The sequence below is a fragment of the Brakhagea baltica genome, from assembly GCF_052161605.1.
In the GTDB taxonomy this organism is placed as follows: Bacteria; Planctomycetota; Planctomycetia; order Pirellulales; family Pirellulaceae; genus JBKCUI01.
Window position 1 is genome coordinate 4,966,654 of sequence record NZ_CP197409.1, and the last position, 16,796, is coordinate 4,983,449.

Sequence of the window (16,796 nt, forward strand, 5' to 3'; positions counted from 1 at the left end):
AACAAAAATGAGATCTCCCCTTACTTATACCGCAGTTACGATGCTCGTCCTTGTGACGAACGCATTGGCTATTGCGCAGTCGAGTATTAAACGGAGCATGAGTTTTGATACACAAGGGGTTTTATCCCCGTATTTGGCCACGGATGTCGCTACAGCGGAAATCGGTGTTTTGCGAGAAGTCTTTGTGAGACCTGGTGATTCCGTGAAACAGGGAACTCCCCTAGGCCGCTTGGATTGGGATTTACAACTCGCGTCTCTGCAAGAGGTTGAGTTGGAAGCATCGGCGATGGGCGCGATTGAAGTCGCTCGTCACGAAGTTGATTTTCAACAAAAACGTCATGATTCGCTTCTGCCTAGAGTCGAAAAGGAGATGGCAAGTCCTCAAGAGCTAGAACGATATGCAATGGAGCTCCGCATTGCGAAAGCTCGCCTTCAATCGCAACTAGAGGCAAGAATTCAGACTCAAGCCAGACTATCCAAAGCTCGAATAGCATTCGACGAACGAACAATCAAATCTCCCCACGAGGGGATCGTTGTGGAGCAGGTAACAGAAGTTGGAGAGTACATCGCAGGCACCAATCCTGTGCTGTTTAAGATTGTAGATATCACAAAGCTTCGTGCGAGATTCTCCGTTCCCCAGGAGTTAGCTGATCGATTCCGCAACAAGGAAACGGCGGAAATTCGGCTGCCCAGCAACGCGGTGCTTGAAGGGGAGATTGAGTTTATTGCCCCATTTGAGAGTCCGGAGGGGGGGGAGATTGAGATAACGATTCTCGTCGATAACCCGGCTGGATTGGTTCGCTATTCCAAGTGTTCCCTCGTGCTCCCATAGGATGTGGCAAAGACAGTGAAAGCTAACTCCCAACCCCGACCGACAACGTCGCAGCAGAAAGTTCCGGGTGCTTCTGAAGCATCCAACGGGAAAGAACCATCGAATGTGGAGTTTGTTGTTGTTGACTCTCTGCAGCAGTTGATCAATTCCGGTTGGAGTTTAGATCAGGCGCTGGAATTAGTCTCGCTGCCCAGCTCGTCGCCAAATCAATCGAAAACCAAACCGTCCGCAGATGGTCGACCTGAGCGATCTCGACGCGACGATTACTTAGTCAACGATATCGGGATAGTTGAGAGTCTGGAGACATTGCTTCGTGACTCTGAAGAGTTGGAACGCAGTATAGACCTTAATAAGCAAAAAATATCCAGCTTGGCGGCCCAGTCAGGCGCTAAGGAAAACAGTTCAGGGCCAGCAAAACAGAACACAGCTAACGTTGATGAGTCGCGAGAACTAGTCAATTTTTTTTCTGCCTCCTTTCTGGCTCATTGGACCAACGAGCTGTCGAAATTCTTCGAGGCCGGAGTTACTATTGCAATCCTTAATAGCCGAGGAAGGGTTTGCCATGTGCAGTACTCTGGCTGGGATAGTGCACCGTTCCGTATCCATAGTGATCTACTAAACAATGCCGCTCGAGTGAACGCAGTTCGCAGTTCGATTTCCAAATCGACAGGACTGTTTTCCAAAGAGCCGACCAAAAAATCGAACCCGCCGGGAAGCTCGGGTGGTCGTGACCCTCGAAATTCTGTTTGCGTTCTTCTGAATCGACTCAGCAAGAATGTTGGTCACGAACTCGCTGTCTTCTCACAAAAACTCAGTAACTCGAATGGACGGGTCGTCGTTTTTGTTGATTCATCGACGCTTGAAGTAGAACACATTGAGACGACCATCCAGACCTTGGAATGGAAGAACCGCATCCATGAACTCGATGCGTGGTTTTTAATTCAACGGTTTCAATGGAGCGTTCGACTAAGTGGTGCGATCGATTGGGTTCTAGCTCACCCAAAATCCATTCTTGGGATCTGCGCATTACTACTAGGTTTGCTGTTTATACCAGTCCCCTATTTTCCATCCAGGACTTGTGTCATCGAGCCAGAATCACGACAGCACGTTGTCTGTCGTGTCGCTGGGCGAATTGCAAGTTGTGACGTTCGTCCGGGTGACGTTGTCGTCAAGGATCAGTTGCTTCTAAAGCTGGATGACGAGCAGGTTCAACACGATCTCGCTACCGCCGAAGCTGACTATCAGCAGGCTCGAAAAAAACTTGAGGCGGCGTTGGCAAATCGACAGCAAGGCGAAGCCAGCTTGGCCAAGATGGAGATTCTTAAGGCGGAATCTAGGTTAATGAGTCTGAGAAGTCAGCTCAGAGACTTGGAAGTACGCGCCAGTTCGGCGGGCGTGGTCATCCAGGGAGACTGGAAGAGTAGTATTGGTATGCCTGTCAGCTTGGGCCAGAATCTTTTTGAAATAGCTGAGTTGACCTCTATGGTCGCAGAGCTTCATCTTCATGCAGAAGACCTTGGGCAGATTCAGGTGGGTGACTTGGTTTCGATTCGGGCAGACTCGGCCGGCACGCAGCGATTTAATGGGAGCATTGGACGCATAGAGCCTCGTGCCTCAGTTTCGGACGAAGGTGTCTTTTTTGTAGCGGATGCTTCTATTCATGACCCAGAGCAACTGCTGCGGCCTGGAATGAAAGCAGCTGCAAGAGTCAACGCCGGATGGCGAAGAATCGGTTGGCTTCTATTCTCAAGACCATATCGTTGGCTTTCTAACCAATGGATTTGGTAGCCTACAAGCAGGAAGTTTTGGCATGGAGAATAAACTACTACGTTTAAAGCCTGAGATTCGCTTTCGTGCATCTTCGACACGGAATCGTTTCGTCGCTGAAGACCGGCCTAATCAAAAGTTCTGGCGATTGGGATCGCTGGAATACGAGGTCTGCGCCCTCCTAGAAACCCCCGTTTTGATGGAAGATGTGCAGAAACTTGCTCCGAGAACCAGCCTAACGCTTTCCCAGGCAGATCCAGATCGCGTTTCCAAGGCAATTGTCTGGCTTATGCAGTCTGGCATAATTGAGTCCGTCGAAAACACCCCCGGTAAAACGACTGCCGACATGCCGTCGGGGGCACCTCCGTTTAAAATGTTCGATCCTAGTTTCTTTCGCATCCATTTACTCAGCGGAGAAACACTAGAGAAAATCGCTAAGCCATTCCTTTGGCTGGTGTCTTATCCGATACTGATCGTAGCGGTATCCCTGTGGGTATGTGCATTGGTGGCGGGCTATCAGAACTGGGAAAAGCTGGCCGCACTCAGTGGTAACCTTTTTGTGCCTGGTAGCCAATGGTGGTTCCTTATTGCGTGGACGATTCTAAAATTCGTTCATGAATCGGGACATGCCTTAGCATGTTTGCGAGTCGGAACACGACCATCATCTGCGGGCATTGGTTTTATATTCTTTACTCCCTCGCCGTTCGTGAACGCTACGAGTTCATGGAATCTTGAGGATCGTTGGTCGCGAATCTTGATTAGCGCCGCTGGGATTCTATTCGAAGCGACGTTTGCATGTGCTGCTTTGCTGCTAGCTTGCTGGTCAAATTCACCAACGTTGCAGTATTTGTGCATCTCTATCGTGACACTCGGAACCATCTCCACTTTCGCGTTTAACGGAAATCCGTTGTTGCGGTTTGATGGTTACTATATTCTGATCGATCTGATTGGGCGTCCGAATCTTTGGCAGGACGCTAATCGACTGATGAAGCAATTCTTCAAAGGGCTTGTTACCAAATCATTGCCGATAAACCAGTGGACTCCTCTGGTGTTGGGGTACGGTATTACGAGTTTCGGTTATCGAATTCTTACCTTAACGACAATTGCATGGGGACTGTGGGTGGCATGGGATGGAGTCGGACTAATTGTTGCAAGCGCATTCGCTGTGCTTTGGTTCGTTGTTCCCAAGTTTACTAAACCAAAGCAGTCTCCTGCTGGGGGGACGGAAACAAAACCTTCCTTCTGGCAGGAAGTCTCTTTTCCCAAACTGCTGAAACTTTCGGCCTTTGCGGGAGCGGTTGCTGCGTTGGGGTTCTTGCCGTCGCCATTTCAGATCTACTGGCCTGGAACAGTTGACTTTGTCGATCCTGTCGAGTTGCGAACAGCCGTTTCTGGGAGAGTTGAAAGAGTCTTCTATCATGATGGCCAGGGAGTCAGGGAGGGGGACGAGTTGATGAGACTTTCTAACCCAGAACTAGAGTTCGAGTTTCAACAGATCGAGCTCGATTGGAAACTCACCCAGGAGAGATGCAATTTACTCAGGGCACAACGTCGCACTACGGAGCTGAAGTTCGCTGAGGAGGATCTCGAAGCGAGCCATGTCCGCTATCAAAGCTACAAGGACAAAATTTCCAAGCTATCCATCCGCGCCCCTCGGGACGGGGTGCTGATGTTGAGAGGCTCTACCAATCTGCCCGGCATGTTTATCGAGGAGGGGAGTGCTCTTGGTCTGGTTGTTGACCCATTTCGATTGGAGATTCGAGCCAGCGCACCTGCGGATCGTTGGGATACTCTCTCGCAATCGTCAGGAGGAAGAACCAAGATCCACCTATTCAATGGTGAAGTGTGGAAAGGAGAGCTGATCCAAGTCCTGCCGCGGACGACCGATTTCCTGGAATTTCCCGCGCTCGCGGGATTGTATGGCGGCGTTCTCACGGTAAAGACAAAGAAGTCAGAAAACGGATCGGAAGAGCATCGTACGCTTGAGCCCCGTTGCCAGATGAGAGTCACCTTAACTCCCAACTCCTTTGAACGCTCTATATGGGGCTCAAAGCACCGCCCCAACCTACCGTCGCCTGGAATCTTGTGCTCCGTTAAGCTGGTGAGCGAGAGCGAATCCGCTTGGGGTACAGCAATTCGTTGGTTTAAAGCCGCATTGCGCGTACGATTTACGGAGGAAAACGCGACCGTCTGAGATCTCAGATTTGTGGCGTTGCTGAATTGGGAGGGTTGAGCTTTGTTGCCGTCCTTGACCTGACTTGATATAGTAAGTGACCTTCCGTTAACTTCCTTCCTTTTAGGAGAATTGTATGAGAACACTATTTCTAGGTGTTGCTTCTTTCGCGCTGGCTTTTGCTGGCATCACTTTTGCCGCCGATGTGGTGGATCTCAAGGACGTCAAGTGCTTGGTAAACCCAAAGGCTGCTGCTAAGGCTGACAAGTCCAGTGAATGGAAAGATGGCAAAGTATTCTTTTGTTGCTCCAATTGCCTTGGCAAATTCGAGGGTGACAAAAAGGCTATGGCATCCAAGGCCAATCACCAATTGATCGCTTCGAAACAAGTCGAGCAAACCGCTTGCCCAATGTCCGGCGGCGCCATCAAGGATGACAAAAAGGTTGAGTTCAAGGGCGCTACCGTTAAGTTCTGCTGTGGCAATTGCCTTGCAGCGGCCGAAAAGATGAGCGATGAAGAAAAGCTCGAAGGCTTGTTCGGCGAAAAGGCTTATGAAAAGGCAAAGTACACGAAGGTTGAAAAGAAGGACTAGTTCACTGCGTACGATTTTCGTAGCAAGTAAGCATTGTTGTCCTACAAAACGCATGGGGCTCGAGGAACCGTATTTGGTGACTCGAGCCCCATTTTTTATGGACACTCCTAACTAATTTGCTGCTGCGAATCTCACAATTCCGATAAATAGGATAGATTAAGAAATCCTGCTCTAAATCGCGTTGGTTGCGAGGATTATTTGTGGCCATTTGCATCCAGAATGGTAGAGGATTCCTTGCTAAGATCTCGAACGGATCCTAGGCCAGTAACGTAAGACGCGAAGTCACGAAAAGCTTCCCTTAACGTTAGGAGTTGCGATTGGAAAACGTGAACAGGAAACCTTTCCAAGGACTCAATCCCCAAGCCATAATTGGCGTGGGTAGCAACTCCATGACTGAACCACAGAAAGAGACGGTCTACAATAACCATGGGGCTAGTCCCGAGAGCCAGGGGCAATGGACGAGCGAAGAGGATTTCAAACTTAAGTATCCTCTCGTTTGGTGGGGGACACTGGTCGGTCCATTGCTTTCCAGTTTCGCGATCTTGTTGCTCGTTGCGATCATCTACGGCTGGTCCAGTGCAGCGAATCTAGCCATAACCGCAGTCTTAACATTCTTTTTGCTGGGCAAATTTGTCATACTAGGTGGGCGAATCGAGACTGGCAGTGAGTGGGCCAAATTTTACTCCCCGGAGCAACTCGCCGGGATGGTTCTGTATCTAGATATCATGACGGTTTGCGTACTCGTTTTCCATCTCGGTTTCTTATTCAAACTGCCCATGCTGGGGAAGAAACTAGAAGTCCTGGTAGCTAATGGTCATGCTTTGTTGGAAGCGACTCCCTGGATGAAACGCGCCACATTTCTAGGTTTAATACTCTTTGTCATGACCCCATTGGCATCGACCGGCAGTGTTGGTGGCTCGATTCTCGGGCGTTTACTAGGGATGAGTCGACTTGGTACGTTCATCGGAGTCGTTCTAGGTAACATTTTGGGAATACTCGCCATGTATTTTGGTGGCGAACTGTTCATGAAGTTAGTCGGTAAAGACAATCCGATTGTGGCAATTATCGGAGTCGGCATCCTGATAGCAGCCCTTTATTATCTAAATCGTCGGTATCAGGCAATCGTTAAGCGGTCGAAACCGGCAGAAACACAGTAGGTCTCTCCCACCTTGCGGCAAGATGCGGTTTTTAGTCTATTTCCGGGTGTGTTGCGAATGGTCAACGTAGGATGAAGACAGCCACGTTCATGTAGATGACAATCCCCATAATATCCATGATGCCAGCAATGAATGGATTGGCCATCAAGGCAGGATCCAGCCCAAGTCGGCTGAACATGAGGGGGAGCATTGAGCCGGCCAGACAGCCTAGCAGTACCACCAACACAATTGTGAGTGGTATCACCAAGATCGCGGTCCACGTCGGCGCAAAAAAGAATCCAATGATGGCACCGATAATCGATAGAAACCCACCGAGGGTCAGCCCCATCGCCCCTTCTCGCAATAGAACTTTGGCCCAGTCGCGGTGCGTTAGTTCGCCGCTGGCTAATGCAGTGATCACCAAGGTGGCCGCTTGGTTACCGGAGTTTCCTCCCGTGCTAACGATTAATGGAATCAGCAACACGATCCACTGATACTTTTCCAAGCTATCTTCGTAATTTTTCAACGCGAACGCGGTAAACATCGCCGTCACGAACAGGATCGTAAGCCACATGCCCCGCTTCCAACTAAGCGATACCAAACCAATTCGCAAGTAATCTTCGCGCAACGGGGAGACACCGGCGAGCATCTGAGCATCTTCCTGGAGCTCTTCGCGGACGACATCGATAACGTCGTCGTGTGTGATAATCCCCACCAGCTTACGATTGGAATCCACGACCGGAATGGCGAGCAAGTCGAAGCGTTCGACTTTTTGTGCAACCGATTCTCGGTCCTCGTCCACCGTTGCGCTCAAGATGTCGGTCGCCATGAGCTCAGAAAGTCGCAGATTGGACTTCCCGAGCGCCGATATCAATTGGCGTCCGGAAACCACTCCCAGTAATCGATCATCGACATCCACTACATACAAGTAGTAAATTGTTTCTAAGTGTTCGGCTTGTCGGCTAAGTTCTTCAACCGCTTCTCGGACCGAAAGGTGTTGTCGCAGACAAGCCACCTCGGTGGTCATGATCGAGCCTGCTGTCCCCTCGGCGTAGGAATTGAGCCGCTGGACCTCTCGACGTTCATTGGTTGGCAAAAGCGCAAGCAACTCAGCAGCTCGGTCACTTTCAAGCTCTTGGAGCATATCGACTCGATCGTCTGCCGGAAACTCAGCGATAAGTCCCGCGATTTCCTGAGCGTTTTGCTCACTCAGGATTTCCATCTGACGATCGTGCTCGAAGTAAAGAAATATCTCGGCCGCCCGGCTGGGATCAACGTGACTCAGGACTCCCCATGCTTCATCGGAGGTAAGGCCCTCCATGAATTCTGCTGTTCTTGCCGGGTTCAGCGCTGTCCCGAATTGCTCTAGTTGCTCATGGTCTTTTTCAGCGAGCATTTCCCGAAGTTCTGGCAAAAACAAAGTATTGACCACGGTACTTGCTCAATTTCTCGAAGGGGGATCTAAGTTGCACAAAATTCAAATTGTTCAATCACAAAATTCTAGGGGAAATGGCCATTGCGCCAAACCTGAATCTGTAACAATTGGGACTGAGTTACTCGGGGTGAACCGTTACCGTGACTGTGGTCCGGTCTGCTAATTGTTCAAACGCTTCTTGAAGTTGCGTTTTCGTCACCCGCTTGTAGTGGGCCGCCACTTCTGCGACCGTTTCGTATTGCTCTCGTTTGAGCCAAGCGCCACCTACCGAAAACAATCGGTTGCTCGGTCGTTCGGAACTCAAGATCAGGCCTGAGCAAATTTTGTTCTTGGCAAGTTCGATTTCGCGATCCGTGATCGGTTGTTTTACGCCGCTTGCGAGGATGGACTGAATCGTTTCCCAGTTACTCTCGTGCTGCTCTGGAGCGCAGGTTGTGAAGATGGAAAACAATCCGCAATCGTCAAACTCCTGAGTGAAGACAACTGCCGATTCAGCGAGTCCATTATCGACGAGCTCCCAAAAAAGTCGGCTACCTGAGTCGTCTCCCAATATCGAGGCTAACACTCTCAAGACATGTCGCGACGAATCGCTGCTCGAGACGCCGGGCGCGTGTTGCAATGTGTATTGTTGCGTTGCAGGTGGGTGTATTAACTCGATCTCGGACTGCGATGCCTTTGGACGTTGCAGGGAGCGGGATGTATCCATCGAATGCCAATCTGCCGTCAGTCGTTTTGCTGATTCGACTAGCTTATCGAACTGCACGGCACCCGTTGCTACAAGTGTTAGATTGTTTGGGGCATAGCGAGCCTCGTGATAGGCTCGCATCGAAACAGGATCGAGAGCCAAAACGGTCTCCCGCGTACCTAGCACTCGCCGCGATAACGGATGTTCCCCAAAGAAAGCTTCCATGGCACGCTCGACTGCACCATAGGGGGGCTGGTCATCGTACATGGCGATCTCTTCGATGATGACTTGTTTCTCGGTTTCAAAGTCGTCGTCTCTGATGGCGGGACGCATGATGTCGCTTAAAAGTTCGAGCGCATGCTCCTGATTCTCGGGCAATACGCTCATGTAGTAAACGGTCTGCTCTTCGCTGGTGTAAGCGTTTGACTGTGAGCCGAGATCATCGAGTTCTTGATTGACATCTTCGGCTGTCCGCTTAGCTGTCCCCTTGAACACCATATGCTCCAAGAAATGGCTGACTCCTGCCATTGCCGGAGTCTCGTCCCGCGAGCCAGTCTTTACAAAATAGCCTATCGATTCACTAAAGGCAGCGGCGTTGATCTCCGCAATAATCTCCAAGCCATTGTCTAACTGAACGCTACGAAATTCCATTTGGCAGCTCCAAGGGTTCGGGACCAATTGTGACCATCGACCAGTTTGTAGGGGGATAGCGATCAAAGTGATCGAGCAAGCTCTCACAGGTCAGCTTTTCAACTTCTCGAAGCACCTCTGATCGCGTAGGTAGTCGTTTCAAGTAGACCCAGTCGTAAGCGATCTGAGAGCTTCTGGCGGAACTGCTCTCCTGGTCCATAACCAAGGAGGTACGAACGCGGGACTTAAGTCGAGACAGTTCGAGCGGGTCGATACCTTGGCGAAGCAAATTGATCGTCGAGATAGTGACATCGAGAGTTTCCTGCGCTCTTGCCGCAGTCGTCCCTGCATAGCACATGACGCTACCGCAGTCATGTAACGAATGGGAGGATGCCGAAACGGAATAGACTAAGCCTCGTTTCTCACGAACCTCTGAAAACAAACGCGAACTCATCCCATCGCTCAAAATTCCAACCAAGCCGCGGCTCTGATAGTACTCTGGGTGTTGATAAGAGACAGCATCGTAAGCTAGGGCGATGTGAGTTTGCTGACTGTCGTGCTCGACATGGACAACATTTGGCGTGGCTTTCACCCGTGGTTGATGAATGGCAGGATCCCCTGTCCAGTCACCTGCCATGCTCTCGACCAGTGCCTTAAGCTCATCCCACTTAAAATTGCCAGCTACGCTGAGCACCGCTCCTTTGGGGGAAAAGTGCTGGTTCCAATGCTCCCGGCAATCTTCAAGACTGATGGAGACCAACCCCTCTTCTGTACCGAGCGAGATTCTTCCATAGACCTCGCCGAATCGGGCCTTCTTAAGCTCCGTGAAGCATTTTTGCGAGGGATCGTCCTCTAGCGAAGCCAGCTCGAGCAAACTCGACTGCCGCGCCTCCTCCATTTCCGAATCAGGAAAATGCGGTTCCCTCAGAATCGAAAATGCAATTCGCAAGGTTGGCTCCAGGACACCTGCCATGCAAGCCATGCTAGTAGAAGAATGAAACGTGCTCACACTGCTCGAGCGATCAACTCCTAGGAAATCCAGTTCCTCAACGATAGCGTGGCTGTCTAGGTTTCCAGCACCTCGTTGCATCATTTCAAAAGCTAATCCTGCAAGCCCCTTGCGATCGGTGGGCTCATCTGCCGTTCCCACCGGAATAAGCAAGGTAAAGGCAACCGATTCCAACCAAGGCATAGGTTCCCCGAGTAGAACTAAGCCGTTGGGAAACTCATGTTGGAAAATGGATTGCTCCATACGCGATAAATCCTGTAAAACTAGCGGAATTGCAAGGGATTCGAGACCACGTCTTAGCGAGTCGTGGCAAAAGATAGGTTTCTTCGCCCTTCTGTGGCCAGCGGATCGCCCCCTTAATCGAAAAGTATGTGATGCCTAGTCCGAAAACGAAAGCCGAAATACCCAATAATTGGTGCCACCCAATTTTCGGTGCATTGTCTTTGCCTTGGGCAAGTCGTGCATTTTAGTATTTGATCTTTGACCATTCCCCATCAAACCGCTTTCAACCGCGGATTATGAGCGCAGTGTGCAAAGGGAAACCCGGAATAATAGAGAAATGGCGAGGGAAACCTAGGCTTAGGCCTCCGAGAAGTCACCGGAAACGCGTGAGAATCCAGACGGTTGGTTTCCGGGGAGTCTTTTTCGTGTGTTGAAGAGAGGCTGGAATTTACCTAGCTGAAACAAGCTGCGGCTCGCCGCTGGCCCCTGTGCCAACGCTTGCCTATCCGCTCCGCATCACCCGACATGGACTCCGTACCTCCGACGCAGCGGCTAAAGTACTTCTTGAAGTTCCACACCAAGTCCGAAAGCATCTCCGGCACCACGCCACATGCAATCAACGCGTCGCTCAGCGGCTTCGGCAACGCAACCGTACCCGCACTCGGCTTGTTCTCGGCTACCCAGCCAAGCAGTTTCTTGTAGCTGCTCCAGTCGATTCGAAGAAACCCCCTATCACTTGCTCGCAGGCCGTCACGATGCACTTGCGGGTCGCTTGACAACACTCCCGACCCTAAACATAGCGGAGCAAGCCAACTGTCTCGAGGCACCTGTTTGGTGGTCCCCTTCTTCTTGGCCTTGTGATCCTGGCGTTGCTCGGCCAGTGACTTGCCACGCTGAGCCACCGACTCTTCGTGCGTGATCGGTATTAAATCGAATGCCGCCGAAGGAATCTGCTTTCCCTTCTCCGCTTCGATGCGATCGTAAACCGACGTATGCACCGATTTCTCGAGACTCTCGGCCAAGGCAGCTCGAATCGGATTCAAGTCCACATACATGGCGCAAGCCAACAAACCCGCATCATCGACGATACGTTGCGCTTTGAAGCGTCCTTCCCAGAACCGGCCGGTGCAGTTATCCTGTCGGTTCGCAAAACGAGCAATCGGCTCGGCTAGAGCACGCATGAACCAAGAAATATCCGTCAACCTCGTCCGAATCTTGGCCAAGAGTTCCGGATCGGCAAGAACCCGTTGGACATCGGATTGCGATGGTTCGGCCAAGTGTTCTTCGAGTCTGCGTCCTGGGAAAACGCGAAGCCAGCGGATGGCGACTTCTTCGTCGGATAGGTTGGCTAGCACATCCGGTCGATTGCGTAAGATGACATGTAGGTGGTTAGAGAGAATCGCATAGGAGAGGATATCGATAGCGAAGACCGAGGCGAGTGCTTCGAATCTGCGACGAATCCATTCCCTGCGGTAGGAGTAATCGACCCCCGAATCGGCATCGAAACCGGCCAGAAAGGCACGGCGTACGCACCGCTGCACACAATGCACTACCGCGATCTCGTCATGCCTGAACTGTTCTGTGCGTAGTGGTCTACCCATGAATGGACTCCTCTAGTTAGTGGGACATTTTCCAAATGATACCGGGGGGTAAAAAACAGTCAAGTAAAAGATGGATGGCACCATATTATAGAAAAGGTTCGGATTGGTTGACCTGGCAACGCGGGAGAACTATAACGATTGTGTGTCTTCGTTTTGTTTTCGCAGGATTGATACTGCAGTGAAGATCCTGCCGCTTAAAGTGAAATCCTATGCTTTGCTCGCATATTGCCTGGTTCCGATTTGCTCTCGTTTCCGCAGTCTTGGGGGGATTGAACCCTTGGGCCTCCTCTCTTTGCGTCGGGAATGATGCTTCCCCGAACAACGCAGGCGTTAACGCGTCGAACAATTTCGTAAACACCTTAGAAACGGAGGTGCTGTCGGACTTCAGCGCTGAAGAAGGAAGCGAAAAGAACTTGCTCTGGAAAGCCAAATTGGGGCGAACGTCCTACGGAGGCCCAGTAATCGCCGGAGGCCGTATTTTCGTAGGCACCAATAACGCTTCTCCCCGAGATCCCGCAATCGAAGGGGATCGAGGCGTGGTCATGTGCTTTGACCAAAAATCTGGCGAGTTCCTGTGGCAATACACTCACGACAAGCTGCCTGGTGCTGAGATGGATTACCCTGAGCAAGGTGTTGTATCCAATTTGGCTGTCGAGGGTGATTATGCTTGGTATGTTAGCAATCGGTGCGAACTCGTTTGCCTCGATGTTCGGGGGGACTCAGAGAATCCAGGCCAAGGTAAGCTGGTTTGGTCCTTTGATATGATGAAGGAACTAAACGTGTTCCCATGCCAACTCGCCGTGAGCTCCCCCTTGATCGTAGGCGATCTGGTGTTTGCAGTTACAGGCAATGGTTGGAATATCGCTACCAATCCGTGGACATTTCCCGCTCCTGAAGCAGCTAGCTTTGTCGCCTTGAACAAGAAGACTGGCAAATTGGTTTGGCAAGATAACTCGCCGGGCAAAGAGGTTATGGAGGGACAATGGACCAGCCCCGTCTACGCCGATAACAATGGTAAGCCATTGGTTATTTTCCCGGGAGGTGATGGCTGGCTATATGCGTTCGACGCGATCAGTCCAGATAAACCTGTCTGGAAGTTTTTCTGCAATCCGCAAAGTTCTGTTTACGACCATTACAACAAACGCAAATCCGACCGATGTTATTTTATCGCTTCTCCCGTAGTTCACGATAACAAAGTTTTCATCGGGGTTGGAACCAATCCAGAGGACGGATCGGGCGTTGGGCATGTATGGTGCATCGATGTCACAAAACAAGGAGATGTGTCGCCTGTCAACGATAATTTTGATCCCGCAGCCCCAGAGAATAAGGACTCTGCGCTCGTCTGGCATTATGGTGGGAAGCTCCCAAAGAAGGGGCAACGAGAATACAAGGTCGGTCGAGTGCTTAGCAATATTACGGTCGCCGATGGGTTGGCATACGTCGCAGAACAGGAAGGTTACTTTCATTGCTTGGACGCAGAAACCGGCGAACCTCTTTGGATCCATGATATGCTGACGAGCACATGGGCCACCCCATACGTTGTGGCAGGCAAAGTGTTCGTTGGGACCGAAGATGGAGATCTCTTGGTCTTTGATCACGGTCGTGAAGCCTCCGAACCAGAGGATCTTTACATGGGCTCAGCTGTCAAGAAAGGAATCAACGTGACGGATGGTGTTATCTATGTTCTCACTGATTCGTTCCTGTATGCCTTTGGAAAGCAATAGGTTGTTGCGTCGGCCACGGTTTCGCTTCTGATTGAGCAGCTTAGCGATTGTGCATCGCTAGTTGCTTGTTTGGTCTGGCTGCAATTCTGGATAAAAGACTCCCTAATGTCCTCATCTCGCTTTCATTGAGGCAAGACGATATGGCTTGCCGGACCGGGTCGCTGGCCTTCCAAACAAGAATTGATCTGCCGTCAAATCATAGTTCGACAAGCAGTTGTCGGTTTCTCGATGGAGAGCAAAATAGGCGGCTCGCAAAGCTAGCGGTAGCTTTTCTGGTTCCATCAATGGCTCTAGGTTCACGGGTAGGGTTCAACAGAGGGGAGGGGCTGAGCGTATCGAAGGAGGAATCAGTCCCAAAGCGAATTGAGAGACTGAATGACTTGAGTATAGCAGGATTGGTTGACGCTAAGGTTACCGAGCCGATAATGTGGCAGGGGCGGAAACGGGATATCTGAAATGAGAGAGTCAGTTTGATGAATAGCAAGTTGAACCACGATGAAAGAATTGCTAGTATGACATTTTCCTCGGTCTACCCTCACTACGTAAACAAAGTGGAAAGGAAAGGTAGAACGGAAGGCGAGCTTCAACAAGTGGTAGCTTGGCTAACGGGCTTTAATGAAGAGGAACTCCAATCAGAAATCGATCAGCAATCTACATTTGAGGAATTTTTCTCGAGGGCCAGATTAAATCCTAATGCGAACTTGATCACCGGTACCATTTGCGGGTACCGAGTGGAAGTGATCGAAAATCCGTTGACGCAGAAGGTTCGATATCTTGATAAGCTGGTAGATGAGTTGGCTAAAGGCAGAAAGATGGATAAAATTCTTCGGAGTTAATCTTTTCTAGTTCTAGCACTCTTTGGTATGCGCTCGATTCCCATTAGGTTTCGAGCGACGCAAGTCGTTGTAAATAAATTCGAGACGCATTGCCGCCCCAGACTAGATTCCGATCTGATTCCGGCATGGGCGAAAGCCAGTCGGATACGATACCAACCCAATCGCTATACTGAGCCGCGAGCTGAATCACCGGCCAATCAGATCCGTACAGAATTCGGTCGGGGGTAAACTGCTCGCAAACAAACTCCCAATAGGGTTTTAGTTGATCGATGTTCCAGTTCGTGTGCTCTGCTTCGGTAACCATCCCCGAGAGCTTTACGCAAACGTTTGGTTGTTTTGCCAATTCCGTTATGCCTCGTTGCCAAGAATCAATTTCGCCATCGCGAATCGCTGGTTTAGCAATATGATCTAGAACAAACGGTTGTTCAGGAAAAGCCTCTACGAGTCGAATCGCATCAGGCAACTGATGTGCGTAGATCAGTAGATCGTATACCAATCCATGCTGATGAAGAGTCGAAATTCCTCGGCGAAACTCGAGGCCAGCCATAAAGTTGGGATCGGTTTCGTCCTGCACGACGTGTCTTACGCCCACCGCTTTGGGGAGTCTAGCAAAACTTCTCGTTTGGGCTTCGACCCCAGGATGCCGTAGATCGATCCAGCCAACGATGCCTTTGATAATGTCGTGCTCTTCTGCCAATCGCGACAGGAACAAGTTTTCGTTCAACCTTTGGCGAGCTTGGACTGCGATCGAACCATCGATTCCGTGCGGTTCGAGGACAATGCGTAAATCCTCGGGGCCGAAATCGCGATGGATCGCAGAACCGACCGGAATCCATGGATAATCCAGGCTGATGTAGTTCCAAAAGTGTTGGTGCGAATCGATCCGCATTACGTCCTAACCCCGACGCTGAGTAACAAATTGGCCCAAATTGCTTGGTCAGCCGTTTGGATCGTCAAGACATGGTCGTCCGACATGACCGCATCATAAAAATCCCATTTCATAATCGGCTCTAGGTCACGCTTGAAGGAGGCTTGCTTCATGATTTGCCTGTACTCTGCCCAGACCGGAGGATCCGTTTTCAATGCGTATTCGTCCGATGGATCGATGCCCATCGTGTGAATGTGATCAATCGGCAGGATTTCCAGCAGTGGTTTGAGAACCTGTGCAACCGTCGGAATGCCTGGTGTTAACTGCAAGCAAACGACATTGGCATTTCTTCCCTTTTTGGAAGAGGCAGGATAATTTCCGTCGGCGATCAAAATCTTGGCGTGGTGACCTGCGCGAGCAGCCGCGCTGAGGATCTCTGGGTGAAGAAGGGAGGATTTTAGCATGGTTGGTTTCGTTCGTTGATTAGTGACATGGTTTTAGCAGAAGGTCTTTTCCGTCACCACCAGAGTCGCGATTTTGGGTCTCGTTGGTATTGGCGGTATAAAAGGGAATCTGGTTCTTGTTTTAGTTGGGCTCTGGCCATCAGTCCGGCGACTGCTCCCGCGACAAATCCGCCGATGTGGGCTAGATACGCAACCCCGCCCGCCTTGGAGCCGAGCGAGCCCCAACCGCCGAGGAATTGCGTGATGCCCCACATTCCCAGGACGACGATCGCGGGGACTGTGATGATCTGAAAGAAAAAGATAACATTGATTCGATTGTGCGGGAACAACATTAGATACGCCCCCATTACGCCTGAGATAGCACCTGACGCACCGAGCATAGGAATGACGCTGCCTGGAGACACAACGATCTGTGCGATACTGCCCACCAAGCCCGATACCAAATAGAAAATCAGAAAGCGAAAGTGCCCGAATCGTTGCTCTACATTGTTACCAAAGATCCATAGATAGAGCATGTTGCCAACAATGTGCCCCAGACCGCCATGCATGAACATGGAGGATAAGAGTGTAAACCAAATGAACGATGGCCCGGGAGCTTGTGGGATGGTGACATAGTTGCCTTCTATGGCAATTGTTACAGGCTCAACCAGATCGATACCGGTGATTAATTCACGTGGAACTACGCTCCAGCCATATGTAATTTGGGGATAGAGCCACTGCAGGCAGAAGACGACAATGTTTATGGCTAGCAGGGTATGTGTTACGTAAGAGACGATCGTTACGTCGCGGTCGTCATCGCTAATCGGAAAGAACATCGTCGCA

The 16,796-nt window shown here is 50.6% G+C and carries 14 protein-coding genes; 7 read left to right on the forward strand and 7 right to left on the reverse strand.

Annotated features, from left to right (window positions below):
* Positions 1–7: 7 nt before the first annotated feature.
* The 5 genes from SH449x_RS19100 to SH449x_RS19120 all read left to right on the forward strand — a co-directional run bounded on the left by SH449x_RS19100 (position 8) and on the right by SH449x_RS19120 (position 6,521).
* Positions 8–832, forward strand: coding sequence for an efflux RND transporter periplasmic adaptor subunit (locus tag SH449x_RS19100; RefSeq protein WP_482377672.1), 825 nt, complete (start codon positions 8–10; stop codon positions 830–832).
* A 105-nt stretch (positions 833–937) separates the two neighbouring features.
* Entirely contained in the window at positions 938–2,620 is a 1,683-nt protein-coding gene (locus SH449x_RS19105) for an efflux RND transporter periplasmic adaptor subunit (protein ID WP_482377673.1), read from the forward strand.
* A 22-nt stretch (positions 2,621–2,642) separates the two neighbouring features.
* Positions 2,643–4,793: an efflux RND transporter periplasmic adaptor subunit gene (locus SH449x_RS19110; protein WP_482377674.1), complete on the forward strand. Its 2,151-nt coding sequence runs from the start codon at positions 2,643–2,645 to the stop codon at positions 4,791–4,793.
* 115 nt (positions 4,794–4,908) lie between these two features.
* A complete protein-coding gene (locus SH449x_RS19115; protein WP_482377675.1) occupies positions 4,909–5,364 on the forward strand; it encodes a hypothetical protein in 456 nt (151 codons plus the stop codon).
* A 389-nt stretch (positions 5,365–5,753) separates the two neighbouring features.
* Positions 5,754–6,521 (forward strand): small multi-drug export protein, encoded by a 768-nt coding sequence (locus SH449x_RS19120; RefSeq protein ID WP_482377676.1) that lies wholly within the window; start codon positions 5,754–5,756, stop codon positions 6,519–6,521.
* A gap of 61 nt (positions 6,522–6,582) precedes the next feature.
* Here the strand turns inward: SH449x_RS19120 and mgtE are convergent, their stop codons facing one another.
* The 4 genes from mgtE to SH449x_RS19140 all read right to left on the reverse strand — a co-directional run bounded on the left by mgtE (position 6,583) and on the right by SH449x_RS19140 (position 12,082).
* Positions 6,583–7,932, reverse strand: coding sequence for a magnesium transporter (mgtE, locus tag SH449x_RS19125; RefSeq protein ID WP_482377677.1), 1,350 nt, complete (start codon positions 7,930–7,932; stop codon positions 6,583–6,585).
* A 121-nt stretch (positions 7,933–8,053) separates the two neighbouring features.
* A complete protein-coding gene (locus SH449x_RS19130; protein ID WP_482377678.1) occupies positions 8,054–9,271 on the reverse strand; it encodes a M16 family metallopeptidase in 1,218 nt (405 codons plus the stop codon).
* A complete protein-coding gene (locus SH449x_RS19135) occupies positions 9,258–10,502 on the reverse strand; it encodes a M16 family metallopeptidase (protein ID WP_482377679.1) in 1,245 nt (414 codons plus the stop codon). Before SH449x_RS19135 ends, SH449x_RS19130 begins: the two co-directional genes overlap by 14 nt.
* Before the next feature lie 431 nt (positions 10,503–10,933).
* The gene (locus SH449x_RS19140) at positions 10,934–12,082 is read right to left on the reverse strand and encodes a transposase (RefSeq protein WP_482377680.1); all 1,149 of its coding nucleotides are present in this window, start codon (positions 12,080–12,082) and stop codon (positions 10,934–10,936) included.
* Positions 12,083–12,291: 209 nt separating this feature from the next.
* On the opposite strand from SH449x_RS19140, the gene SH449x_RS19145 reads away from it, so the two are divergent.
* A complete protein-coding gene (locus tag SH449x_RS19145; protein WP_482377681.1) occupies positions 12,292–13,806 on the forward strand; it encodes an outer membrane protein assembly factor BamB family protein in 1,515 nt (504 codons plus the stop codon).
* Positions 13,807–14,279: 473 nt separating this feature from the next.
* Positions 14,280–14,642, forward strand: a complete 363-nt coding sequence (locus SH449x_RS19150) for a DUF2200 domain-containing protein (protein ID WP_482377682.1) — start codon at positions 14,280–14,282, stop codon at positions 14,640–14,642.
* Between the two features lie 43 nt (positions 14,643–14,685).
* Here SH449x_RS19150 and SH449x_RS19155 read toward each other — a convergent pair whose 3' ends face one another.
* Genes SH449x_RS19155 through SH449x_RS19165 form a run of 3 tightly spaced genes read right to left on the reverse strand, consistent with a single transcriptional unit; the run spans position 14,686 to position 16,789 of the window.
* Complete coding sequence (locus SH449x_RS19155) at positions 14,686–15,531, reverse strand: amidohydrolase family protein (RefSeq protein ID WP_482377683.1); 846 nt, start codon at positions 15,529–15,531, stop codon at positions 14,686–14,688.
* A complete protein-coding gene (locus SH449x_RS19160) occupies positions 15,531–15,974 on the reverse strand; it encodes an RbsD/FucU family protein (protein WP_482377684.1) in 444 nt (147 codons plus the stop codon). The genes SH449x_RS19155 and SH449x_RS19160 overlap by 1 nt, the downstream gene beginning before the upstream one ends.
* A 53-nt stretch (positions 15,975–16,027) precedes the next feature.
* Positions 16,028–16,789, reverse strand: coding sequence for a rhomboid family intramembrane serine protease (locus SH449x_RS19165; RefSeq protein WP_482377685.1), 762 nt, complete (start codon positions 16,787–16,789; stop codon positions 16,028–16,030).
* Positions 16,790–16,796: the final 7 nt, after the last annotated feature.